Raw genomic sequence first — 23108 nt, 5'->3', positions numbered from 1 at the left:
CGCCCCGCGACCCGGACCCCGCCGGCACCACCGTGCCCCCGGCCGCCATCGCCGCACCGTCTTCACCGGCCGCCACCGCCGAGCCGTCTTCACCGGCCGCGACCGGCAGTCCGCCCACGACCGCGGGGCCCGCGGAGACCGCGGCGCCCGCCGTGGTGGCGGACGCGCCGCCCCCGTCCGCCGCGGCCGGGCGGCCCGGTGCCTCCCTGCGCGTAGCCGTCATCGGGGGCGGACCCGGCGGTCTGTACGCCGCCGCCCTGCTCAAACGGCTCGATCCCGGCCGTGAGATCACCGTGTGGGAGCGCAACGCCCCCGACGAGACCTTCGGCTTCGGTGTCGTCCTGTCCGACGAGACCCTCGGCGGCATCGAGCACGCCGATCCGGTGGTCCACGCGGCGCTCCAGCACGAGTTCGTGCGCTGGGACGACATCGACATCGTGCACCGGGGAGTCCACCACACCTCCGGCGGCCACGGCTTCGCGGCGCTCGGACGGCGCCGGCTGCTGGAGATCCTGCACGCACGGTGCCGCTCCCTCGGCGTCGACCTGCGCTTCCGGACCGAGGCCCCGCCGCCGGCCGAGCTGACCGCGGCCTACGACCTGGTCGTCGCCGCGGACGGGGTGCGCAGCGCGACCCGGGAGGCGTACGCGGACGCGTTCGGGCCGTCTGTCGAGGACCACCGGTGCCGCTACATCTGGCTGGCCGCCGACTTCGCCCTCGACGCCTTCCGCTTCGAGATCGCCGGCACCGAGCACGGCGTGATGCAACTGCACGGCTACCCCTACGCGGCCGACGCCTCCACCGTCATCGTCGAGATGCGCGAGGAGGTCTGGCGGGCCGCGGGATTCGCCGACCTGGACACACGGGAGTCCGTCGAACGGTGCGCCAAGATCTTCGCCGACACCCTCGGCGGACGACCGCTGCGGTCCGGCAACTCGGCGTGGACCACCTTCCGCACCGTCGTCAACGACCGCTGGTCGCACGGCAACCTGGTGCTCCTGGGCGACGCCGCGCACACCGCCCACTTCTCCATCGGCTCCGGCACCAAGCTCGCCGTCGAGGACGCGCTCGCGCTCGCCGCCTGCCTCCGGGAGCGGCCCTCGACCGGCGAGGCGCTCACCGCCTACGAGCAGGAGCGGCGCCCGGTCGTCGCCTCCACCCAGCGCGCGGCCCGCGCGAGCCTGGAATGGTTCGAGAACGTCGGCCGGTACGTCGGCCAGCGACCGCGCCAGTTCGCCTTCAACCTCCTCACCCGCAGCCGCCGGGTCACCCACGACAACCTGCGGCTGCGCGACGCCCGCTTCACGGCCGCGGTCGAGCGGGAGTTCGGCTGCCCACCCGGCACACCCCCGATGTTCACCCCCCTCCGGCTGCGCGGAGTGACCCTGCGCAACCGGGTGGTGGTCTCCCCGATGGACATGTACTCGGCCGTGGAAGGCGTCCCGGGCGACTTCCATCTCGTACACCTCGGGGCGCGGGCACTCGGCGGCGCCGGCCTGGTGATGACCGAGATGGTGTGCGTCAGCGCCGAGGGCCGGATCACGCCCGGCTGTGCGGGGCTCTACACACAGCGCCAGGCCGACGCCTGGCGGCGGATCGTCGGCTTCGTGCACGCCCAGGCGCCCGGCACCGCCGTCGGCGTGCAGCTCGGCCACTCCGGCCGCAAGGGCGCCACGAAGCTGATGTGGGAGGGCATCGACGAGCCGTTGGAGGAGGGCGCCTGGCCCCTCGTGGCCGCGTCCCCGATCCCGTACCGCCCGGACAGCCAGGCACCCCGCGAGCTCACCCGCGCCCAACTGACCGACATCCGGGAGCAGTTCGCCGCCGCTGCCTGGCGCGCCGCGCGCTGCGGCTTCGACCTGCTCGAACTCCACTGCGCCCACGGCTATCTGCTCTCCGGTTTCCTCTCACCGCTGACCAACCGGCGCACCGACGCCTACGGCGGCTCGCTGGAACGCAGACTGCGCTTCCCGCTGGAGGTCTTCGACGCCGTACGGGCGGTGTGGCCGGAGGAGCGGCCCATGACCGTCCGTATCTCCGCGACGGACTGGGCCGAGGGCGGCACCACCGGGGACGACGCCGTCGCCGTCGCGCGGGCCTTCGCCGCGCACGGCGCGGACGCGGTGGACGTGTCGACGGGCCAGGTGGTGGCGGAGGAGCGGCCCGAGTACGGGCGGTCGTACCAGACGCCGTACGCCGACCGGATCCGCCACGAGACCGGTCTGCCGGTGATCGCCGTCGGCGCGATCTCCTCCTGGGACGACGTCAACTCGCTGATCCTCGCGGGGCGTACGGACCTGTGCGCACTCGGCCGGCCGCACCTCTACGACCCGCACTGGACCCTGCACGCGGCGGCCGAGCAGGGGTACGAGGGTCCGGGAGTCGCCTGGCCGACGCCGTACCGGGCGGGCAGCAGACGTCCGCAGACCGGACGTCTCGACGCGCCCAGACCCCGTCTCTCGCTGGGGACTTGAGAACGGGACGGGGTACGCCCGGGCGTCCGGGCTATCCGGGCACCTCGGTGAAAGCCGCCCCCGCGTCCCGCAACCGCTCGTGCAGCGCCCGGAAGACGGCGGCCGACCGGGCGCCCGGCCAGTCGGCGGGCAGCAGCGCGACGGGAAGTCCGGGGTCGGCGTAGGGGAGGTGACGCCAGGTGTCCAGGGCGAGCAGATAGTCGCGGTAGGCCTCCTCGGGAGGGGTGTCCGCGCGCCGCTCCCAGGCACGCAGCACGGGCGCGTGCCGGTCGAGGAACGCCTCGTGCTCCGCGGCGATCGATCCCAGGTCCCACCAGCGCGCGACCGCGTCCGCCGTCGCCGCGAAGCCGAGGTGCTCGCCGCGGAACAGCTCCACGTACGGATCGAGCCGCAGCCGTGCGAGGGTGTGCCGCGTCTCCTCGTAGAGCCGGGCGGGGGCGAGCCACACCCCGGGCGCGGCCGTCCCGAAACCGAGGCCGGCCAGCCGCGAACGCAGCACGTGCCGCTTCTGGCGCTCCGACTCCGGCACCGAGAAGACGGCGAGCACCCAGCCGTCGTCCTCGGGCGGCGCCGTGGCGTACACCCGCCGGTCGCCGTCCTCGAGGAGCTGGCGCGCGTCCGGCGACAGCCCGTACCCCGCCGCTCCCGCCGGGGTGCGCGCCGGTTCGAGCAGCCCGCGCCGCTTGAGCCGGGAGACCGACGAGCGCACCGAGGGCGCGTCGACACCGACCGCGGCGAGGAGCCGGATCAGCTCGGCCACCGGCACCGGGCCGGACATGAAACGGCCGTACGCGCCGTAGAACGTGACGATGAGGGACCGGGGGGCGCGCTGCTCTGACACATTGATCACTCTAGTGCTCGAAGATCACTTGGAACCGCCTCCGGTGGACAACTCACCTCCGGTGGACGACTCGTCCCCGGTGGGCGAGCCGGCCCCGGGAGCCGTCTGCGCGGGGACGGCCGTACGCAACCGGAACCGCTGCAGCTTCCCGGTGGCCGTGCGCGGCAGCGCGTCGAGGAAGACGAACTCCCGGGGGCACTTGTACGGCGCGAGCTCCGACTTGAGGAACGCGCGCAGCGCCTCCGGGTCCCGCGGCGTGTCCGGCCGCAGCACCGCGTAGGCCACCACGACCTGGCCGCGCGCCTCGTCGGGGCGGCCCACGACGGCTGTCTCGACGACGTCCGGATGGCGCAGCAGCGCCTCCTCGACCTCCGGCCCCGCGATGTTGTACCCGGCGGAGACGATCATGTCGTCGGCGCGGGCGACATAACGGAAGTAGCCGTCGGTGCCGCGGACGTAGGTATCGCCCGTGATGTTCCAGCCGTCGCGCACGTACTCCCGCTGCCGCGGGTCGGCGAGATAGCGGCAGCCCACCGGGCCGCGGACGGCGAGCAGCCCGGGTTCGCCGTCCGGCACCGGGCTCCCGTCGGGGCCGATCACGCGCGCCTGCCAGCCGGGGACGGGCAGGCCCGTCGTGCCGGGTCTGATCCGCTCGTCGGCCGCGGAGATGAAGATGTGCAGCAGCTCGGTGGCGCCGATGCCGTTGATGATGCGCAGCCCGGTGCGTGCCTGCCAGTCCCGCCAGGTCGCCGCGGGCAGGTTCTCGCCCGCCGACACACAGCGCCGCAACGATGTCGTGTCGTACCCCTCCAGGTCCGCCAGCATCGCCCGGTAGGCGGTCGGCGCGGTGAACAACACGGAGACGCGGTGCTCCGCGATCGCGGGCAACAGCTGCCGGGGGCCCGCCTGTTCGAGCAGCAGGGAGCAGGCGCCCGCGCGCATCGGGAAGACGACGAGTCCGCCGAGTCCGAAGGTGAATCCCAGCGGGGGACTGCCGGTGAAGACGTCGTCCGCGTTCGGCCTCAGCACATGGCGGGAGAAGGTGTCCGCGATGGCCAGCACATCGCGGTGGAAGTGCACACAGCCCTTGGGGCGGCCGGTCGTGCCCGAGGTGAACGCGATCAGCGCGACGTCGTCGGCGGCCGTGTCCACGGCCGGGAAGGGCTCGTCGCAGGCGCCCGTGATCCGCAGCAACAGGTCGTCGGGGGCGTCACCGCCGTACGTCGTGATCCGCAGCCCGGGGATGTCCGCCCCGGCCAGGTCGTCGACCGACCGCACGTCGCACAGGGCGTGGGTCACCCGGGCGATCGTGCCCATCGTGGCCAGCTCGTACGGGCGTTGCTGGGCGAGCACGGTGACGGCGATCGCGCCGGCCTTGAGGACCGCCAGCCAGCACGCGGCCAGCCAGGGCGTGGTGGGCCCGCGCAGCATGACGCGGTTCCCGGGCACCACGCCCAGCTCGGTGGTCAGCACATGGGCGATGCGGTCGACCCGCGAGAGAAGCTGGCCGTACGTCCACAGGTCGCCGGACGGCGTGCGGAAGACCGGGCGCTGCGGATGTCCGCCGCCGAGGAGTTCGACGGCGCAGTTGAGCCGGTCCGGATAGCGCAACTCGGGCGTTTCGAGCAGGAGTCGGGGCCACTGTTCGGGGGGTGGGAGGTGGTCGCGGGCGAAGGTGTCGAGATGGGCCGAGGTCGTCGGCTCCAGGGTGTCGCCGGGGTCCATGGAGGTTCGCCCCCTTGTCGTGGTGGGCTCGCGGCTCTCGACTCGCGGCTCGTGGCGCGTGGTCGGTGGCACAGGGTGCGTGGCGCGGTGTGGGTGGCGCGGTGTGCGTGGCGCCCGCGGATCGCAGGCGGGTGTCGCACGCCGTGCCCGGTTCGTGGCTCGGCTCTCGGTTGCGCACAAGGAGCGTATCGTGTTGGTGACGACAGTCAACGTCCCGCGATAACCTGGTGCTCCCAGGGAGAGGGGACCGGCCGTGACCGTTTTCTCGCTCGACGCGGCGCAGCACGCCTGGTGCGCCGAGCTGCGTACGCTCGCCGCGGAGCGGCTCGCCCCACTGGCCGAGAAGGGTGAGCCGGGCCGCGTCAACCGGCCGCTCGTCGCCGAACTCGGCCGACTCGGCCTGCTCGCCCGGCTGTTCACCTCCGGTGCGCTCGACCTGTGCCTGATGCGGGAGTCCCTGGCGCACGTCTGCACGGAGGCCGAGACCGCGCTCGCCCTGCAGGGTCTCGGCGCGTATCCGGTGCACGCGTACGGCACCCCGGCGCAGCGCGCTGACTGGCTCCCGCGCGTCTCGGACGGCACCGCCGTGGCCGCCTTCGCGCTCAGTGAGCCGGCCGCGGGCTCCGACGCGGCGGCGCTGACCCTGCGCGCGGACCGGTCCGCCCCGCACCCCCACCCGGGCGGTCCGCCGGCCGGGAGCCCGTCCGGCGCGGCGGACACCGGGACGCTCGCCGAGGCCGACGGCGCCGGTCGCTGGCGGCTCACCGGGGAGAAGTGCTGGATCTCCAACGCGCCCGAGGCCGACTTCTACACCGTCTTCGCCCGCACCACCCCGGGCGCCGGCGCCCGGGGTGTCACCGCCTTCCTCGTCCCCGCCGACCGGCCCGGCCTCGACGGGGCCCCGCTCGACATGCTCTCGCCGCACCCGATCGGCACCCTCACCTTCGACGCCGTGCCGGTCACGGCCGACGACGTGCTCGGCGCGCCCGACCGCGGCTTCCGGGTCGCGATGGGCACCCTCAACCTGTTCCGCCCGAGCGTCGGCGCCTTCGCGGTCGGCATGGCGGCGGCGGCGCTGGAGGCGACCCTCGCGCACACGTCCCGGCGCGAGGCGTTCGGCGGGAAGCTGAAGGACCTGCAGACGGTGGCCCACCAGGTCGCCGAGATGGCGCTGCGCACCGAGGCGGCCCGGCTGATGGTGTACGCGGCCGCGGCGGCGTACGACGAGGGAGCCCCGGACGTGCCCCGGCGGGCGGCGATGGCGAAGCTGCTGGCGACCGAGACCGCCCAGTACGTGGTCGACGCGGCGGTCCAGCTGCACGGCGCCCGCGCACTGCGCCGCGGTCATCTCCTCGAACACCTCTACCGCGAGGTCCGCGCCCCGCGCGTCTACGAGGGGGCGAGCGAGGTCCAACGGGCCGTCATCGCCAAGGAGCTGTACGCCCGACAGGAGGAACAGTGAGCATCGAGCGGATCGATCCGGCCGGGCTCTCCCCGGCCACCGGCTTCTCGCACGCCGTCGTCGCCACCGGCACCCGCGTCGTCTTCCTGGCGGGCCAGACCGCGCTCGACACGGACGGGAAGGTGGTCGGCGAGACCCTCCCGGAGCAGTTCGAGCGGGCGCTGGCGAATCTGCTCGCGGCGCTGCGGGCCGCGGGGGGCACCCCGGCGGACCTCGCACGGGTAACGGTGTACGCCACCGACGTCGCGGACTACCGCGCCCACGCCGCCGAACTCGGGCGCCTCTGGCGGCGGTCGGCGGGGCGCGACTACCCCGCGATGGCCGTCGTCGGCGCCGTACGCCTGTGGGACGAACGCGCCCTGGTCGAACTCGACGGCTTCGCGGTGCTGGAGTGAACGCGGCGCCCGCGCGGTGCGGGTCGTGATCAGGCGGCGGCGAGCCGCTCGGCGAACACCCGGTGCGGAGCGATCACGCTGCCGTCGGGGAGCAGCTCGCCGCTGTCGTCGAAGACGATCGCGCCGTTGCACAGCAGGCTCCACCCCTGCTCGTGGTGGGCCGACACCACGTGCGGGAGCCTGGAGTCCGCGGACGGGCACAGAGTCTGGTGAGAACACATGGCGCACCTCCACGTCGGATGCGATGAGTGTCTGCGGCACGGTCGCCGCCTCGCATGGACAAGACCATCCTCCCGCGGCGAACTGATCGGAACCACGGGTCGAGAAGCGTGACAACACACGGACAACTCTCGGACGTTCCCATGACGCGTGGTGCGGACTCGCCACCAAAGGGGTGACGATCACCGCCGCGGGCACGCGGGGCCGGTACCTGTGGAGCCTTCCACGTTCCAGGAGGTACTTCCATGTCCTTGCGCCAGGTCATCGGTGCGGCAACCGGCGCCGTGTTCCTGCTGCTGGCCCCGTCGGCCGTCGCCGCGTCCGCCGCGGGCCTGTCGGACCCGTACGAGACGGTCACCGTCGACTCCACCGGTCACCTCGCGGCGGACGGCACCATCACGCTCTCCGGCACCTACCGGTGTCTCACGGGTGGCGGCCCGGTGCTCGTGTCCTCGTCGGTGTGGCAGGGCGACCCCCGGGTGCGTCAGGGCATCGGCGGCACCTCGGCCGTCTGCGACGGAACGGCACACCGCTGGGCCAACTCCGAGAAGCGCGAGCCCGGCACCCTCCGGCCGGGGGCCGCCCGGGTCGAGGCCACCCTGATGGAGCTGAGCCCCGGCGCGGGCGGTCTGCCGCTGCCGACGTTCCACGCGGTGCGGCAGCAGGACATCACGCTCGTGGAGGGCTGAGCCGGCCCACGGGACGGCGCACGACGGGGCCCGCCGGGCGACGCGAGGCCGGCCCCGGCGGGCCCCGGTGCCCTACGGCGGGTCAGATGTCCCGGAACGTCTCGATCTGCGCCCCGAGCGAGTTGAGGCGCTCGGCCAGGTCCTCGTAACCGCGGTTGATGACGTACACGTTGCGCAGCACGGACGTCCCGTCGGCCGCCATCATCGCGAGCAGCACGACCACGGCGGGCCGCAGCGCCGGCGGGCACATCATCTCCGCGGCGCGCCAGCGGGTCGGGCCCTCCACCAGGACCCGGTGCGGGTCGAGGAGCTGGAGCCGCCCGCCGAGGCGGTTGAGGTCCGTCAGGTAGATCGCCCGGTTGTCGTACACCCAGTCGTGGATCAGCGTCTTGCCCTGCGCGGAGGCCGCGATGGCCGCGAAGAACGGGACGTTGTCGATGTTCAGACCCGGGAAGGGCATCGGGTGGATCTTGTCGATCGGCGCCTCCAGCTTGGAGGGCCGGACCGTCAGGTCCACCAGCCGCGTCCGGCCGTTGTCGGCGAAGTACTCCGCCGTACGGTCGTGGTCGAGGCCCATCTCCTCCAGGACCGCGAGCTCGATCTCCAGGAACTCGATCGGCACCCGGCGCACGGTCAGCTCCGACTCGGTGACGACGGCGGCGGCCAGCAGGCTCATCGCCTCGACCGGGTCCTCCGAGGGCGAGTAGTCCACGTCCACGTCGATGGTGGGCACGCCGTGCACGGTGAGTGTCGTGGTGCCGATGCCCTCCACCCGTACGCCCAGCGCCTCCAGGAAGAAGCACAGGTCCTGGACCATGTAGTTGGAGGAGGCGTTGCGGATGACGGTCACGCCGTCGTGGCGGGCCGCGGCGAGCAGCGCGTTCTCGGTCACCGTGTCGCCGCGCTCGGTCAGGACGATCGGGCGGGCGGGGGAGACCGAACGGTCCACCCGGGCGTGGTACAGCCCTTCGGTGGCGGCGATGTCGAGACCGAAGCGGCGCAGCGCGATCATGTGCGGCTCGATGGTCCTGGTGCCGAGGTCGCAACCGCCCGCGTAGGGAAGCTTGAAGTGGTCCATGCGGTGCAGCAGCGGGCCGAGGAACATGATGATGGACCGCGTGCGACGGGCCGCCTCGGCGTCGATGGCCTCCATGTCCAGCTGGGCCGGGGGCACGATCTCCAGGTCGACCCCGTCGTTGATCCAGCGGGTGCGGACGCCGATCGAACCGAGCACCTCCAGCAGGCGGTAGACCTCCTCGATGCGGGCCACCCGGCGCAGCACCGTCCGGCCCTTGTTGAGGAGGGTCGCGCACAGCAGCGCGACACAGGCGTTCTTGCTGGTCTTCACGTCGATCGAGCCGGACAGCCGCCGTCCGCCGACCACGCGCAGGTGCATCGGGCCCGCGTACCCCAGGGACACGATCTCGCTGTCCAGGGCCTCGCCTATGCGGGCGATCATCTCAAGGCTGATGTTCTGATTGCCGCGCTCGATGCGGTTGACGGCGCTCTGGCTGGTGCCGAGAGCCTCGGCGAGCTGCGACTGCGTCCAGCCCCGGTGCTGACGGGCGTCACGGATGAGCTTGCCGATGCGTACGAGGTAGTCGTCTGCCATGGCGCGACCGTATATCTCATGTGAGATAAAGAGAAATGGAGTGCGCCCATTCGAGTGACGGTGGCCAGCGGGGCGGACGGGCAGGGGAGTTCGGGCGGACCGGAGCGCGCGGCGGGAGGACCGGCCTCTCCGGTCCTCCCCTGCGGCGCGTCGTCCGTCGTCACCGCCGCCGTCGTCACCTCGCCGCCGCGGCCGGCCCGCGCGTTCGCCGCCGGGCGGGAGAGGCGCGGACCGGTGGCGTCAGTGGTCCTTCCGGCGCGAGGTGCGGCGCCAGCCGAAGGGACCCGGCAGGTCCATCGACGTGGTCTTGCGTCCGGTGCTGCTGTGGGTCTGCCGCGGCCCGTGCCGTCCGCCGGTGGTGATCGACCACGAGTGCCGGTTGATGTTCAGGCGCACCCCGGGAAGGATGCGGAAGCTCTTGCGGAAGGTGATTGCCATCGAGGGCCCCCTGGGTCGGTTCGCGACGCCGGGCGCGTCCCGGCTCGGACACCGGGTACCCCGGAATCGGCCCTTGGCCGCCTGTGGATCCACGACACCCCGAAAACCCGCTCGCGGCCGAACCGCCGCGAGGGGCGCAGCCGTTCACGCCAGCGCCTGGGTGCCGAGCACCTCGAGCAGCGCGACGCGTTCGGCGTCCTGGGTGCCGGGCTCCGCCGTGTACACCATGATGCGCAGGTCGCTGCCGGCGACGCTGAGGATGTCGCAGTCCAGGGTGAGAGGGCCCAGCTGCGGATGGTCGACCGTCTTGCGCGAGGCCTCCTGGCGGCCCACCACCCCGGAGTCCCACAGCTCGGCGAACCGGGCGCTGTCCGCGCGCAGTTCGGTGATCAGCCGCCGCACCCGCCGGTCGGCGGGATAGCGGTTCGCGGTCGTCCGCAGGTCGCTCACGAGTGCCGTCTCCAGCGTCCGGCGGGACTCCGGCGTGTGGCGGACCCGGCTCGCCGGGCCGAGGAAGGCGCGCCACACCCCGTTGCGCTCCAGATCGCGCCACCCCGACGGGTCGCCCAGCAGCGCCGCGTACAGCGGGTTGGCCACCAGCAGTGTCCACGCCGCGTCGTAGGCCGCCACGGGGGTCCCGGTCAGCCGGTCCAGCAGTCGCTGCACGCTCGGTGTCAGATGGCCCGGCACCGTGCCGCGTCCCGGCGGGACCAGTCCGGCGGTGTGGAAGAGGTGTTCGCGCTCCAGGCCGGACAGCCGCAGCGCCCGGCCGAGCGCCTCGACGACCTGCTCCGACGGGTGGGCCGCCCGGCCCTGTTCGAGGCGGGTGACGTAGTCGACCGAGATCCCGGCCAGCAGGGCGAGTTCCTCGCGGCGCAGCCCGGCCGCCCTGCGCTGCCCGCCGGCGGGCAGTCCGGCGGCCTCCGGGGAGACCCGGTCGCGCCAGCGCCGTACCGTCCGCCCGAACTCCGTGCTCGCCATGCCTCCACTGTGCACCGCGCGGGGCGGCCCTGCCTGGTACCAGGAGTCCCAGGAAGACGGGACTCCTGGCCGGCCGGGGGCGTCCGCCCGCAGCCTGGAGCCATGACGACCACACTCATCACCGGAGCGAACAAGGGTCTCGGCTTCGAGACCGCCCGCCGCCTCGTCGCCGCGGGCCACACCGTCTACGTGGGCAGCCGTGACCCGGAGCGCGGACGCCGGGCGGCCGCGGAACTGGGTGCGCGCGCCCTGGTCCTCGACGTCACCGACGACGACTCCGTCGCCGCCGCGGCGAAGACCGTCGAGGCCGAGGGCGGTCTCGACGTACTGATCAACAACGCCGGCATCGAGGGGCGGACCCCGGACGGGGGCGTCGTCGGCGCCGCGGACCTGACCGCCGGCATGATGCGCTCGATCTTCGAGACGAACGTCTTCGGGGTCGTGCGGGTGACCCACGCGTTCCTGCCCCTGCTGCGCCGTTCCGCGGCGCCGGTCGTGGTGAACGTGAGCAGCGGCCTCGCCTCGCTGACCCGGGTCGGCGAGCCGGACACCCCCACCCACGCTTACCCGGGGGTCGCCTATCCGGCGTCGAAGACCGCGGTCAACATGATCACCGTGCAGTTCGCGAAGGCCTTCCCCGGGATCCGTGTCAACGCGGTGGAGCCGGGTTACACCGCGACGGACCTGAACGGGAACACGGGCACGCAGACGGTCCAGGAGGGTGCCGAGGTCATCGTCCGCGCCGCGCTGCTGGGCCCGGACGGCCCGACGGGCGGGTACTTCGACGTCGAGGGGCCCCTTCCCTGGTGACGGCACCTCCGGTGCGCCCCGGACCACCGGTGGCCGCGGATCCACATGACCGGGACGCCGCGCGCCGGAAGCTCCGCACACCTTCCCCCGGTCCCCGTAATTCCGCAGGGCCTCACGGGCCCGGTAAACCCCGTAAGGCGGCACGGGAGCCGTGGCGCCCCACGGACCCCGCAGGGCCGCCGGTTCGGCCCCGTACCGCCCTTCCCGTCGCCCTGTTCGTCGCCCCCCGCCGATTCCCCTGCCGGGGGGCGTCGGGGCTTCGGCGGCCGGCCACGGGCCCCGGCCGTGGCCGGCCCGGGCGGGGCGTGGCAGGGCGCGCGCCGACGTCACGGCAGGCCGGGCATGACCAGCCCGCCCCCATGTACTAGAGTTATCTCGACATCGAGATATCTGCCGAGGCGCACCGCAGCCGCCATCTCGGTAAGGCTTACCTAACTTAGTCTGACCTTAGCGGATCGGCCAAGAGATCGTGGCGGCAGGATGCGGTGGGAACGCGCACATCAATGAAGGAGACTGTCGTGTCGGCGAACAGCTTCGACGCCCGCAGCACGCTGCAGGTGGGCGACGAGTCGTACGAGATCTTCCGGCTGGACAAGGTGGAAGGCTCGGCTCGCCTTCCGTACAGCCTGAAGGTGCTGCTGGAGAACCTGCTCCGCACCGAGGACGGCGCGAACATCACCGCCGACCACATCCGGGCCCTCGGCGGCTGGGACTCCCAGGCGCAGCCCAGCCAGGAGATCCAGTTCACGCCGGCGCGCGTGATCATGCAGGACTTCACCGGCGTGCCCTGCGTCGTCGACCTCGCCACCATGCGTGAGGCCGTCAAGGAGCTCGGCGGCGACCCGGCGAAGATCAATCCGCTGGCCCCGGCCGAGCTGGTCATCGACCACTCCGTCATCGCCGACAAGTTCGGCACGAAGGACGCCTTCGGCCAGAACGTCGAGCTGGAGTACGGCCGCAACAAGGAGCGCTACCAGTTCCTGCGCTGGGGCCAGACCGCGTTCGACGAGTTCAAGGTCGTCCCGCCGGGCACCGGCATCGTCCACCAGGTCAACATCGAGCACCTGGCGCGCACGGTCATGGTCCGAGGCGGCCAGGCCTACCCGGACACCCTGGTCGGCACCGACTCGCACACCACCATGGTCAACGGCCTCGGCGTGCTGGGCTGGGGCGTCGGCGGCATCGAGGCCGAGGCCGCGATGCTCGGCCAGCCGGTCTCCATGCTCATTCCGCGCGTCGTCGGCTTCAAGCTCACCGGTGAGCTGACCCCCGGCACCACCGCCACCGACCTGGTCCTCACGATCACCGAGATGCTGCGCAAGCACGGCGTCGTCGGCAAGTTCGTCGAGTTCTACGGTGAGGGCGTCGCCGCCACCTCGCTGGCGAACCGCGCCACCATCGGCAACATGTCGCCGGAGTTCGGCTCCACGGCCGCGATCTTCCCGATCGACGGCGAGACCATCAAGTACCTCAAGCTGACCGGCCGTTCCGAGCAGCAGATCGCGCTCGTCGAGGCCTACGCCAAGGAGCAGGGCCTCTGGCTCGACCCGGCCGCGGAGCCCGACTTCTCCGAGAAGCTGGAGCTCGACCTCTCCACGGTCGTCCCCTCGATCGCCGGTCCGAAGCGCCCGCAGGACCGCATCGTCCTCGCGAACGCCGCCGAGCAGTTCAAGAGCGACGTGCGCAACTACGTCGCCGACGACGACGAGGCGGGCAAGGAGTCCTTCCCGGCCTCCGACTCCCCGGCCGCCTCCAACGGCGTGCCGTCCAACCCGGTCACGGTCACGGCCCCCGACGGCTCGACCTACGAGATCGACCACGGCGCGGTGACGGTCGCGGCCATCACCTCCTGCACCAACACCTCGAACCCGTACGTCATGGTCGCCGCCGCGCTCGTCGCGAAGAAGGCCGTGGAGAAGGGCCTGACCCGCAAGCCGTGGGTCAAGACCACCCTCGCCCCGGGCTCCAAGGTCGTCACCGACTACTTCGACAAGGCGGGGCTCACCCCCTACCTCGACAAGGTCGGCTTCAACCTCGTCGGCTACGGCTGCACCACCTGCATCGGCAACTCCGGCCCGCTGCCGGAGGAGGTCTCCAAGGCGGTCAACGACCACGACCTCGCGGTCACCTCGGTCCTCTCCGGCAACCGCAACTTCGAGGGCCGGATCAACCCCGACGTCAAGATGAACTACCTGGCCTCCCCGCCGCTGGTCGTCGCGTACGCCCTCGCGGGCTCCATGAAGGTGGACATCACCAAGGACGCGCTGGGCATCGACCAGGACGGCAAGCCGGTCTACCTGGCCGACATCTGGCCCTCCGAGGCCGAGGTCAACGACGTCGTGGCGAACGCCATCGGCGAGGACATGTTCAACAAGTCCTACCAGGACGTCTTCGCGGGCGACGCCCAGTGGCAGGCGCTGCCGATCCCGACCGGCAACACCTTCGAGTGGGACCCGCAGTCCACCTACGTCCGCAAGCCCCCGTACTTCGAGGGCATGGCGCACGAGCCGTCCCCGGTCTCCGACATCGCCGGTGCCCGGGTGCTGGCGAAGCTGGGCGACTCGGTCACCACCGACCACATCTCCCCGGCCGGTGCCATCAAGGCCGACACCCCGGCCGGCAAGTACCTCACCGAGCACGGTGTGGAGCGTCGTGACTTCAACTCCTACGGCTCGCGCCGGGGCAACCACGAGGTCATGATCCGCGGCACGTTCGCCAACATCCGCCTGCGCAACCAGATCGCGCCGGGCACCGAGGGCGGCTACACCCGCGACTTCACCGTCGAGGGCGCGCCCGTCGCGTTCATCTACGACGCCTCGCGCAACTACATCGAGCAGGGCGTCCCGCTGGTCATCCTGGCCGGCAAGGAGTACGGCTCCGGCTCGTCCCGCGACTGGGCCGCCAAGGGCACCGCGCTGCTCGGCGTCAAGGCCGTCATCGCCGAGTCCTACGAGCGCATCCACCGCTCGAACCTCATCGGCATGGGCGTCCTGCCCCTCCAGTTCCCGGAGGGCGCCACCGCCGAGTCCCTCGGCCTGACCGGCGAGGAGACCTTCTCCTTCACCGGCGTCGAGGAGCTGAACAACGGCACCACGCCGCGCACGGTGAAGATCACCACGGACAGCGGCGTCGAGTTCGACGCGGTCGTCCGCATCGACACCCCCGGCGAGGCGGACTACTACCGCAACGGCGGCATCATGCAGTACGTGCTGCGCAACCTGATCGCCAAGTAGCCCACACGGCAGGCGATTCGGCGGAACGCCCGGGCCGCACTCCTCGCGACGAGGGGTGCGGCCCTCCGCCGTTTCCGGCTGCCGCGGCGGAAGGCCGGGAGCGCCCTCACCGGCACGCCGGGCGGCGCCCCCGTCGACGCGGCAGCCGCCGCCCCCGGACGGCCGGAGCGGAGCCGCGCGGTACCGCGCGGCTCCCCGTAACGCCGGGGCGGCCGTCGGTGAGGACGTGCGGCCCTGTGCGAGCGCACGGCACGGTCGGGCAACGCGTGCGGCCCCGCGCGGGCGCACGGCGCCGTCGGGCAACGCCCCGGCCCGGCAGGAGGCCCGTGCGGGAGGTCGTGCGGCCCGCGGGCGGCAGAGGTGGGGCGGAGGTGGGGCGGAGGGGCGGAGGGGGAGACCGCGCGGCCGTCGTCCGGCACGGGCCGCGGGCCCTCGTGTCACACCCGCGTCCGGACGGGGACGCCCGTCCGTGCCGCCACCGACGCCGCTGCCCTACAAGGACGTTGTCCGCGCAGCCGCTCCGGGCGCCGCGTGCCCGCACCGCGTACGGGGCCCCGGGCCGGGGCGTTGATCCCTGCGGCACACCCGCCCGCCGGGCCCGCCGGTCCGCTCGGGGCGGACCGGGTGGCCGCTGTGGGACTCACCCGGTCCGCGAGCCCGGACCGGCGGGGGGAGTGCCGGCCCGGGATGGTGCGTGGCTTGTGACGACCTTGGCGTGCGACAACGTTGTCTGATGTACCTGTGGATGACTCTACCGCCCCAACGGACAACGATGTCAAGCCTGTTGACCCTCCGGAACGGGCGACGAGGCCGGCCCGGAGGGGTGAGAGCCGCGCGTGCCTGCCGCGTCGGACGCGCTCTTCCGTGGTACGCGTGGCGCACGCTACTGTCCCTGCGGCTTGTGCGACCCGTGGTGCGCGACCCGTCCGAAGGAGGAGGGGCCGCGTCATGCGTTTCCGTCCGTCATCCGTCCTGCTCGCCGTCGTCCTGGCGGCCGGCGGCATCACCCCCGCGGTGGCCGCCACCGCCCCACCGCCCGACCTCGTCGGGGACCCCACCGGCTACGTCGACCCGCTGATCGGCACCAAGAACGGCGGCAACGTCTTCCCCGGCGCCGTAGTGCCCTTCGGGATGCTCTCCTGGAGCCCGGAGAACACCCGCGGGGACGCCACCCGCACGGCCGCGCCCGGCGGCTACCAGTACGACGCCACCCGCGTCCGGGGCTTCAGCCTCACCCACATGTCCGGCACGGGCTGCGCGGGCGGCAGCGGAGACATCCCGTTCTTCCCGTACGCGGGCGAGGTCACCTCCTCGCCGGCGAGCGACACCAAGGACGCGGTGTACGCGAGCGACTTCGCGCACGCGGACGAGACCGCCGAGCCCGGCCACTACCGGGTCGGCCTCTCCTCCGGTGTCACCGCGGACCTCACGGCGACCGCCCGCACCGGCTCGGGCCGCTTCACCTTCCCGGCCGACAAGCCCGCCTCGCTGCTGATCCGCACCGCCAACTCCGAGGTGGGCTCCACGGCGTCGGACGTGCGCATCGACCCGGCGACCCGGACGGTCTCCGGCTCCGTCACCTCCGGGAACTTCTGCGGCTATCTCGACCCCGAGGGCCAACGCGACTACTACACGCTGTACTTCACCGCCCGTTTCGACCGGTCCTTCAAAACGACCGGCACCTGGCAGGACGACCGGCTGAGCCCGGGATCCACCCGGGCGAGCGGCGGCACCGGCGGTTTCTCCGACGGCGGGCGCCCGGCCGCGGGCAAGGGAGCCGGCGGATACGTCGAGTTCGCTCCCGGAACCGGCCCGGTGAACGTCAAGGTCGGCATCTCGTACGTCAGCCGGGCGGGGGCCGCGGCCAACCTCGCGGCCGAGAACCCGCCGTCCCGTTCCTTCGACGCGGTCCGGTCCGCCGCCCACCGGGCCTGGCGCGACCGGCTCGGCGCGATCCGGGTCGGCGGTGGCACCGACGCCGACCGCACCACCTTCTACACCGCGCTCTACCACGCCCTCCTGCATCCCAACGTCATCAGTGACGCCGACCGCAGATACCGGGGGAGCGACGCCAGGGTCCATGTCGTCGGCCGGGGCCACGGGGCGCAGTACGGCACCTTCTCCGGCTGGGACGTCTACCGCTCCCAGGTCCAGCTGCTCACCCTCCTCAGCCCGGACACCGGCTCCGACATCGCCCAGTCGCTGCTCGAACTGGCCCGGCAGAACGGCGGGGTCTGGGACCGCTGGCTGCACGGCGCGAGCGGTACCCACGTCATGAACGGCGACCCCTCGCCGGCCGCGCTCGCCGGCATCCGGGCCTTCGGCGGTACCGGCTTCGATCTGCGGGGCGCGCTGAAGTCGCTGGTGAAGGCGGCGACCGTGCCGACCGAAGGGGACCTGTCCTCGTCGGGCAAGCCGGTCCTGTCCGTGGGGCAGCGCCCCTCGCTCGACAAGTACCTCCGGCAGCACTACATGCCGTCCGTGTCCAACGCCTGGGGCGGCGCCGCCGAGACGCTGGAGATGTCCGGCGCGGACTTCGCGCTCTCCCAGCTCGCCACGGCGGCGGGGGAGAAGGAGACGGCCGCCCGGTTCGCCGAGCGCTCACAGTGGTGGCAGAACAACTTCGACCTCGCGGCCGACCGGGCCGGCGGCTACATCGCCAACCGCAAGGCGGACGGCAGCTGGGTCACCGGCTTCACCCCGGCCACCGGCAACGGCTTCGTGGAGGGCACGGCGGCCCAGTACACCTGGATGGTCCAGCACAACCCGGCCGGGCTCTTCGCGGCCATGGGAGGACGTGACAAGGCCCTCGACCGTCTCGACACCTTCTTCCACAACGCGGACGGCAGCTGGGCGTTCACGGGCAGCGGTGGCGACAAGTCGGAGCTGGACAACGAGCCGTCGATCAACGTCCCCTACCTCTACGACTACGCGGGCGCGCCCTACAAGGCACAGGAGACCGTGCGCGCGGCGATGAGCCGGCTGTGGACGACGCAGCCCGGCGGGATCCCCGGCAACGACGACCTCGGTGAGATGTCGTCCTGGTACGTCTTCTCCGCGCTCGGCATGTATCCCCAGGTGCCCTCCCGGGCCGAACTCGTCCTCTCCTCACCCCTGTTCAGCCGCGTCAGGATCGAGCGCCCGGGCCGCAACGACATCGAGATCCGGGCGGCGGGAGCGGCGGCGGACGCCCCGTACGTGCAGTCGCTGAAGGTCGACGGCCGGTCCAGCACGCGCCCCTGGCTGCCGGCGTCCTTCGTCCGCGACGGCGGCACCCTCGACTACACGCTCTCCGGCACCCCGAACCGCGGCTGGGGCGCCGACCCGGGCGCGTCTCCGCCGTCCTTCCGCGCCGGTGAGCAGCCCTACCAGATCGGCGTCGGGCCGACCGCCGCGACGCTCGCGCCCGGCGGCAGCACCCAGGTCGACATCCGCGCGCTGGCGCTGAACGGCGGCACGGGCCCCGAGGTCCGCTTCCACGTGGACACACCGGACGGCGTGACCGCGAACCCCGTGGACGGAACGGTGACCGACGGCGCCCGGTCGGTCACCCTCACCGCGGCCGACACGGCCCGGCAGGGCTTCTACGACGTCAAGGTCACCGTGACGTCCGGCGGCGGCTCCTACGAGCAGCCGGTGGCGCTGACCGTCGCGGCTCCCGGGTCGCTGCCGGCCGCGTACGACAACACGGGCGTCTCCGACGACACCGGGGACCACGACGAGGCCGACTACGACGGCGGCGGCTGGAGCTACTCGCGGCAGGCCCTCGCGGCCGCGGGGCTGACCCCGGGCGGCCAGGGCACCGTGGACGGGCTCGCCTTCACCTGGCCTGACTCGCCCGCCGGCCGGCCCGACAACGCCGCGGCGCACGGCCAGAGCATCGAACTCGCCCGTCCGGCGGCCCGGTTGTCCTTCATCGGCAGCGCGGTCAACGGAAACCAGCGGGCCACGGCGACCGTCACCTACACCGACGGCAGCACCGGCCAGGTCGACCTCTCCTTCACCGACTGGACGGTCGGCGGCGGGGGCGGCACCGTCCAGTACGGCAACGAGACCGTCGCCAGGGCCACCTACCGCAACGTCGCGGGCGCGGACAAGGACCCCGTCGCCACCTACGTCTTCGCGACGAAGCCCTTCGCCGCTCCGGCCGGCAAGACCGTACGGAGCGTGAGACTGCCCGACAACGCGGATCTGCATGTCTTCACCCTCGCGGTGGACTGAGCGCACGAGGAAGGCGGCCGCCGGGCAGCAGCCCGGCGGCCGCCGGTGTCCGGGCCCGAAACGGCGGAGCGGGCGCGGAGGGTGATCTCCGCGCCCGCTCTGTGAGCCGTCGGGTCAGGCCAGCAGCTCCACCTCCGCGAGCGTCGCCGAGCCGTCGAGGACCAGCCGGTAGTGCGTGTACGAGCCCGGATGCGCCACCGAGAACGCCCGGGTCTGCTTGTCCCACGCGAAGGACTCGCCGGAACGCCGGTCGAGGTCCTTCCACTTGGTGCCGTCGGACGAGCCCTGCAGGACCCAGCCGGCCGGCGCCTTCGTGTGGTCCCCCGACGACGTCAGCGTGTACTGGACGCCCTTGGCGGAGGCCGCCGTCGGCAGGTCCACCGTCGTGACGGTGGCGTCCGTCGCCGAGGTGTTGTCGAAGAGCGCGCCCTCACCCTTCAGGACGTCCGCCCGAGGCGTGGGCACCTTGTCGTCCTTCGTGATCGAGACGGGCGCCGCGTTCTTGCCGCTGCCCCACGAGGACGGCCTGGACCCCATGTCGAACTCCAGCACACCGCCACGGGAGATGAGCGAGTGCGGGAGCGAGGTGGAGTTCCACTTCTTGCCGTTGAACCGCACGCCCTGCACGTAGACGTTCTTCGCGCTGTTCCTGGGCGCCTTGACGACCAGGTCCCGGCCGTTCTCCAGGTGGACCGTCGCCTTGGTGAACAGCGGGGAGCCGATGGCGTACTCACCACTGCCCATCACCAGCGGGTAGAAGCCGAGCGAGGAGAAGAGGTACCAGGCCGACTGCTCGCCGTTGTCCTCGTCGCCGTGGTAGCCCTGCCCGATCCCACTGCCCGTGTAGAGCCGCGAGAGGACCTCGCGGACGTCCTTCTGGGTCTTCCACGGCTGGCCGGCCGCGTCGTACATGTAGGTGACGTGGTGGGCCACCTGGTTGGAGTGCCCGTACATGCCCATCCGTACGTCGCGGGCCTCGGTCATCTCGTGGATGACCCCGCCGTAGGAGCCGACGACGTCCTGCGAGGCCGTCTCGGGGGTGGCGAAGTACGTGTCGAGCTTCTGGCCCAGCGCGTCCTGGCCGCCGTACAGGTTGGCCAGGCCCCGCGAGTCCTGGGGCGCGGTGAACGCGTAGCCCCAGCCGTTCGTCTCGGTGTAGTCGTAACCCCACACGCGCGGGTCGTACTTCGCCGAGTCGACACGCCAGTCGCCCTGCGCGTCACGGCCCTGGAAGAACCCGGCCTGCTTGTCGAAGAGGTTCACGTAGTCCTGGGCGCGGTTGAGGAAGTACGCGGACTCCTCCTTGTAGCGCTTCTTGCCGGTCTTCTTGTAGAGGGCCTCGCCCATCCGGGCGATGCCGTAGTCGTTGACGTAGCCCTCCATGGCCCACGAGAAGCCCTCGCCCGTCGAGGTCGACGTGTAGCCGAGGAAGGGGGAGGTCGTCATGCCCTTGCGGCCGACACCGGAGGCCGGCGGGACGACCGTCGCGTTCTTCACCGCGGCGTCGTAGGCCGCTGCCGCGTCGAAGTGGACGCCCTTCACGTACGCGTCCGCGAACGCCACGTCGGAGGAGGTGCCGGTCATCAGGTCCGCGTAGCCGGGCGAGGACCAGCGTGAGGTCCAGCCGCCGTCCTTGTACTGCTGCACGAACCCGTCCACCATCTCGCCCGCTTGACCGGGTGTCAGGAGCGAGTACGCGGGCCAGGTCGTCCGGTAGGTGTCCCAGAAGCCGTTGTTGACGTACACCTTGCCGTCGACGATCTTCGCGCCGGTGTGGGTCGGGGTGTCCTGGCCCGGCATCGCGGAGAACGGCGACGCGTACTGGTACTTCGAACCGACCTTCTCGAAGCCGGAGTTGGGGTACAGGTACAGCCGGTACATGCTGGAGTACAGCGTCGTGAGCTGGTCGGGGGTCGCGCCCTCGACCTCGACCTTGCCCAGCAGCTTGTCCCACTGCTTCTGGGCCCGTGCCTTGACGGTGCCGAAGGAGGTGCCCTCGGGGATCTCCTGGCGCAGGTTGTCCTTGGCCTGGTCGACGCTGATGAGCGAGGTGGCCAGGCGCAGGGTCACCGTGTGGTCGGCCCGGGGCGTGAACTTCAGATAGCCCTTGACCCCGGACGAGGAGCCGTCCGTCACGGGCGAGTCGAAGGTGCCGTAGACGAAGAGCCGGGTGGCGCCCGTCGACAGCCCCGACTTCACGTCGGAGTAGCCGGTGACGATCCCGTTCTCCTTGTCGAGGGTCAGCCCCGCCTGCTCGGTCACGTTGTCGAACAGCACGCTCGCGTCCGCGCCCGGGTAGGTGAAGCGCAGAGCCGCGGCGTGGTCCGTCGGGGCCATCTCCGCCTTGAGCCCGTTCTCGAAGGTCACCCCGTAGTAGTACGGGCGCGCGGTCTCGTTCTCGTGCCTGAAGGCCAGCGCGCGGGCGGTGCGCGAGGTGTCCGGGGTGCCGGACGCGGTCGAGGGCATCACCTGGAAGGTCTGCCGGTCGCCCATCCACGGGCTCGGCTCATGGCTGGCACTGAACGCCTGGATGGTCGGCAGGTTGTCCGCGTTGTTCGCACGTGCGTAGTCGTACAGCCAGCTCAGCGAACCGGCGTTGGTCACCGGGGTCCAGAAGTTGAAGCCGTGCGGCACGGCCGTCGCCGGGAAGTTGTTGCCGCGCGAGAACCCGCCGCTGGAGTTGGTGCCACGGGTGGTGAGCGCGTAGTCCGCCAGGTGGGCCTTGGGCTTCTCGGGCGCGACGGTCCTCAGCGCGACGTCGTCCAGCCAGCCGCGGAACTTGGCCGGTCCCTTCGGGGAGTCGTACGCGAGCAGGATCCGGTCGACCGTCTTCCCGGCGGCGACGGATCCTATCCGCGAGGTGACGTCGTTCCACTGGTTGACGTAGAGGATCTTTGCCGCGCCCTGCCCCTGCGGGGTGAGCGCGAACCCGTGCTGGTCGACCGCGTCCAGACCGCTGAGATACGTGCCGTCCGTGAACGCCAGGTCCACCGACACGTTCGTGGCGTCGTAGTCCCGGTCACCGTCCGCCATGGAGGGGAAGACCCGGTACGCCAGTTCGGTGTCGCGCCCGACGGCCACGTTCACGTCGAAGATCTTGTTGTACGAGTACGCCCGGCCGTCGGCCTGGTGCGAACCCGCGTACCGCAGGGCCCGCTTGCCGGTGAAGCCGGCGCCCGCCTTCGCGGTGGGGGAGCCGCTCGGCCCGCGGTCCACGAGCGAGAGCATGTCCTTGGGGGTCGGGTCGTCGGAACCGCCCGTGGAGAACTGGACGTCGGCGAGCTGGAGGATGTCCGCGCCGCTGTTCTTCGTGATGTCGAGCCGGAAGTGCTGGTACTCGACGGGACTCGCGATGTCGTACGTCTTCGTCTGGAACCGCTGGGCGAACGACTCGCCGGAGCGGGTGTCCAGGGTCTTCCAGTCCTTGCCGTCCGTGGAGCCCTGCAGGGTCCAGGCGCTGGGGTCGCGCTCGGCGAAGTCGTTGGCCGACGTCAGGGCGTAGGTGACCACCTTGACGGGCGCGTCGAGGTCGAACTCCACCCAGCCGGTGGGCTCGAAGGCCAGCCACTTGCTGCTCGACTCACCGTCGACGAGGTTCTCCTTGACCTCGCCGGAACCCGAGTTCTCGGCGCTCGCCCGCACGTCCGTGACGTGGTCGGTGACGTTGCCGGGGATGCCCGTGCTGTATCCGCCGTCGACGCCGGACGACCGCTTTTTACCGTCGAGTCCGGTGTCCACGGTATTGATCCAGTCCGGCGCGGGATCACCCGATTCGAATGAGGAGGCGAACTGCCGGTCGGCGGTGACCGCTTGGGCCGGAAGAGCGATCGCGGAGCCCTGCGAGGCCACGATCAGGGAAAGCGCTGCCACCCCCATTGTCATCGAGGAACTCCATCTCGGCCGGGCCGAGGAACTCCGTCTGTATCGAGCTCCGTGCTGCATCCGCGAGGACCCTCCCTGCTGTTTCGGCGCGTTCACCTCCGGGCACTCCAGCCGGAATGGGGAGTG

Annotated in this window: 14 protein-coding genes; 7 read left to right on the top strand and 7 right to left on the bottom strand. The window is 72.1% G+C overall.

Annotation, left to right across the window (positions count from 1 at the left end):
• Nucleotides 1–206: 206 nt before the first annotated feature.
• A complete protein-coding gene (locus OG776_RS12980; RefSeq protein WP_329323701.1) occupies nucleotides 207–2474 on the top strand; it encodes a bifunctional salicylyl-CoA 5-hydroxylase/oxidoreductase in 2268 nt (755 codons plus the stop codon).
• Between the two features lie 31 nt (nucleotides 2475–2505).
• On the opposite strand, the gene OG776_RS12975 is transcribed toward OG776_RS12980, so the two are convergent.
• Together OG776_RS12975 and OG776_RS12970 are read right to left on the bottom strand one after the other, a co-directional pair.
• Nucleotides 2506–3324: a PaaX family transcriptional regulator gene (locus tag OG776_RS12975; RefSeq protein ID WP_148013263.1), complete on the bottom strand. Its 819-nt coding sequence runs from the start codon at nucleotides 3322–3324 to the stop codon at nucleotides 2506–2508.
• Between the two features lie 15 nt (nucleotides 3325–3339).
• A complete protein-coding gene (locus OG776_RS12970; protein WP_329320728.1) occupies nucleotides 3340–5040 on the bottom strand; it encodes an AMP-binding protein in 1701 nt (566 codons plus the stop codon).
• Between the two features lie 253 nt (nucleotides 5041–5293).
• Here OG776_RS12970 and OG776_RS12965 point away from each other — a divergent pair, with 253 nt between their 5' ends.
• Complete coding sequence (locus OG776_RS12965) at nucleotides 5294–6502, top strand: acyl-CoA dehydrogenase family protein (protein ID WP_148013261.1); 1209 nt, start codon at nucleotides 5294–5296, stop codon at nucleotides 6500–6502.
• On the top strand, nucleotides 6499–6897 hold the full coding sequence (locus OG776_RS12960; RefSeq protein WP_148013260.1) for a RidA family protein: 399 nt from the start codon (nucleotides 6499–6501) through the stop codon (nucleotides 6895–6897). Before OG776_RS12965 ends, OG776_RS12960 begins: the two co-directional genes overlap by 4 nt.
• Nucleotides 6898–6926: 29 nt before the next feature.
• Here OG776_RS12960 and OG776_RS12955 read toward each other — a convergent pair whose 3' ends face one another.
• Nucleotides 6927–7118 carry a DUF5999 family protein gene (locus OG776_RS12955; protein ID WP_148013259.1) on the bottom strand — a complete coding sequence of 64 codons (192 nt, stop codon included), beginning with the start codon at nucleotides 7116–7118 and terminating at the stop codon, nucleotides 6927–6929.
• 243 nt (nucleotides 7119–7361) lie between these two features.
• Between OG776_RS12955 and OG776_RS12950 the strand changes: the two genes are divergently transcribed.
• Nucleotides 7362–7805 (top strand): DUF6299 family protein, encoded by a 444-nt coding sequence (locus OG776_RS12950; protein WP_148013258.1) that lies wholly within the window; start codon nucleotides 7362–7364, stop codon nucleotides 7803–7805.
• Between the two features lie 82 nt (nucleotides 7806–7887).
• Here the strand turns inward: OG776_RS12950 and OG776_RS12945 are convergent, their stop codons facing one another.
• From OG776_RS12945 to OG776_RS12935, 3 genes are all read right to left on the bottom strand, one after another.
• Entirely contained in the window at nucleotides 7888–9417 is a 1530-nt protein-coding gene (locus OG776_RS12945; RefSeq protein ID WP_148013257.1) for a helix-turn-helix domain-containing protein, read from the bottom strand.
• A gap of 240 nt (nucleotides 9418–9657) precedes the next feature.
• Entirely contained in the window at nucleotides 9658–9855 is a 198-nt protein-coding gene (locus OG776_RS12940) for a DUF4236 domain-containing protein (RefSeq protein ID WP_148013256.1), read from the bottom strand.
• Nucleotides 9856–9999: 144 nt separating this feature from the next.
• Nucleotides 10000–10836, bottom strand: coding sequence for a helix-turn-helix transcriptional regulator (locus OG776_RS12935; RefSeq protein ID WP_148013255.1), 837 nt, complete (start codon nucleotides 10834–10836; stop codon nucleotides 10000–10002).
• A 102-nt stretch (nucleotides 10837–10938) separates the two neighbouring features.
• Here OG776_RS12935 and OG776_RS12930 point away from each other — a divergent pair, with 102 nt between their 5' ends.
• From OG776_RS12930 to OG776_RS12920, 3 genes are all read left to right on the top strand, one after another.
• Nucleotides 10939–11646 (top strand): SDR family oxidoreductase, encoded by a 708-nt coding sequence (locus OG776_RS12930; RefSeq protein WP_148013254.1) that lies wholly within the window; start codon nucleotides 10939–10941, stop codon nucleotides 11644–11646.
• A gap of 518 nt (nucleotides 11647–12164) precedes the next feature.
• Nucleotides 12165–14879 carry an aconitate hydratase AcnA gene (gene acnA, locus OG776_RS12925; RefSeq protein ID WP_329326416.1) on the top strand — a complete coding sequence of 905 codons (2715 nt, stop codon included), beginning with the start codon at nucleotides 12165–12167 and terminating at the stop codon, nucleotides 14877–14879.
• A gap of 948 nt (nucleotides 14880–15827) precedes the next feature.
• Entirely contained in the window at nucleotides 15828–19100 is a 3273-nt protein-coding gene (locus tag OG776_RS12920) for a GH92 family glycosyl hydrolase (RefSeq protein ID WP_329320723.1), read from the top strand.
• A gap of 114 nt (nucleotides 19101–19214) precedes the next feature.
• Here OG776_RS12920 and OG776_RS12915 read toward each other — a convergent pair whose 3' ends face one another.
• The gene (locus tag OG776_RS12915) at nucleotides 19215–22976 is read right to left on the bottom strand and encodes a GH92 family glycosyl hydrolase (RefSeq protein WP_261994948.1); all 3762 of its coding nucleotides are present in this window, start codon (nucleotides 22974–22976) and stop codon (nucleotides 19215–19217) included.
• Nucleotides 22977–23108 lie beyond the last annotated feature (132 nt).

The sequence above is a fragment of the Streptomyces sp. NBC_01689 genome, assembly GCF_036250675.1.
GTDB lineage: Bacteria > Actinomycetota > Actinomycetes > Streptomycetales > Streptomycetaceae > Streptomyces.
Note: the sequence above shows the minus strand (reverse complement) of the source record. Positions and strands in the feature narration are given on the sequence as shown.

Excerpts from the sequence above, each read along its gene's own strand:
- OG776_RS12970 (WP_329320728.1), bottom strand. The coding sequence starts at position 5,040 with ATGGACCCCGGCGACACCCTGGAGCCGACGACCTCGGCCCATCTCGAC.
- OG776_RS12955 (WP_148013259.1), bottom strand. The coding sequence starts at position 7,118 with ATGTGTTCTCACCAGACTCTGTGCCCGTCCGCGGACTCCAGGCTCCCG.
- OG776_RS12950 (WP_148013258.1), top strand. The coding sequence starts at position 7,362 with ATGTCCTTGCGCCAGGTCATCGGTGCGGCAACCGGCGCCGTGTTCCTG.
- OG776_RS12945 (WP_148013257.1), bottom strand. The coding sequence starts at position 9,417 with ATGGCAGACGACTACCTCGTACGCATCGGCAAGCTCATCCGTGACGCC.
- OG776_RS12940 (WP_148013256.1), bottom strand. The coding sequence starts at position 9,855 with ATGGCAATCACCTTCCGCAAGAGCTTCCGCATCCTTCCCGGGGTGCGC.
- OG776_RS12935 (WP_148013255.1), bottom strand. The coding sequence starts at position 10,836 with ATGGCGAGCACGGAGTTCGGGCGGACGGTACGGCGCTGGCGCGACCGG.
- OG776_RS12930 (WP_148013254.1), top strand. The coding sequence starts at position 10,939 with ATGACGACCACACTCATCACCGGAGCGAACAAGGGTCTCGGCTTCGAG.
- OG776_RS12920 (WP_329320723.1), top strand. The coding sequence starts at position 15,828 with ATGCGTTTCCGTCCGTCATCCGTCCTGCTCGCCGTCGTCCTGGCGGCC.
- OG776_RS12915 (WP_261994948.1), bottom strand. The coding sequence starts at position 22,976 with ATGGGGGTGGCAGCGCTTTCCCTGATCGTGGCCTCGCAGGGCTCCGCG.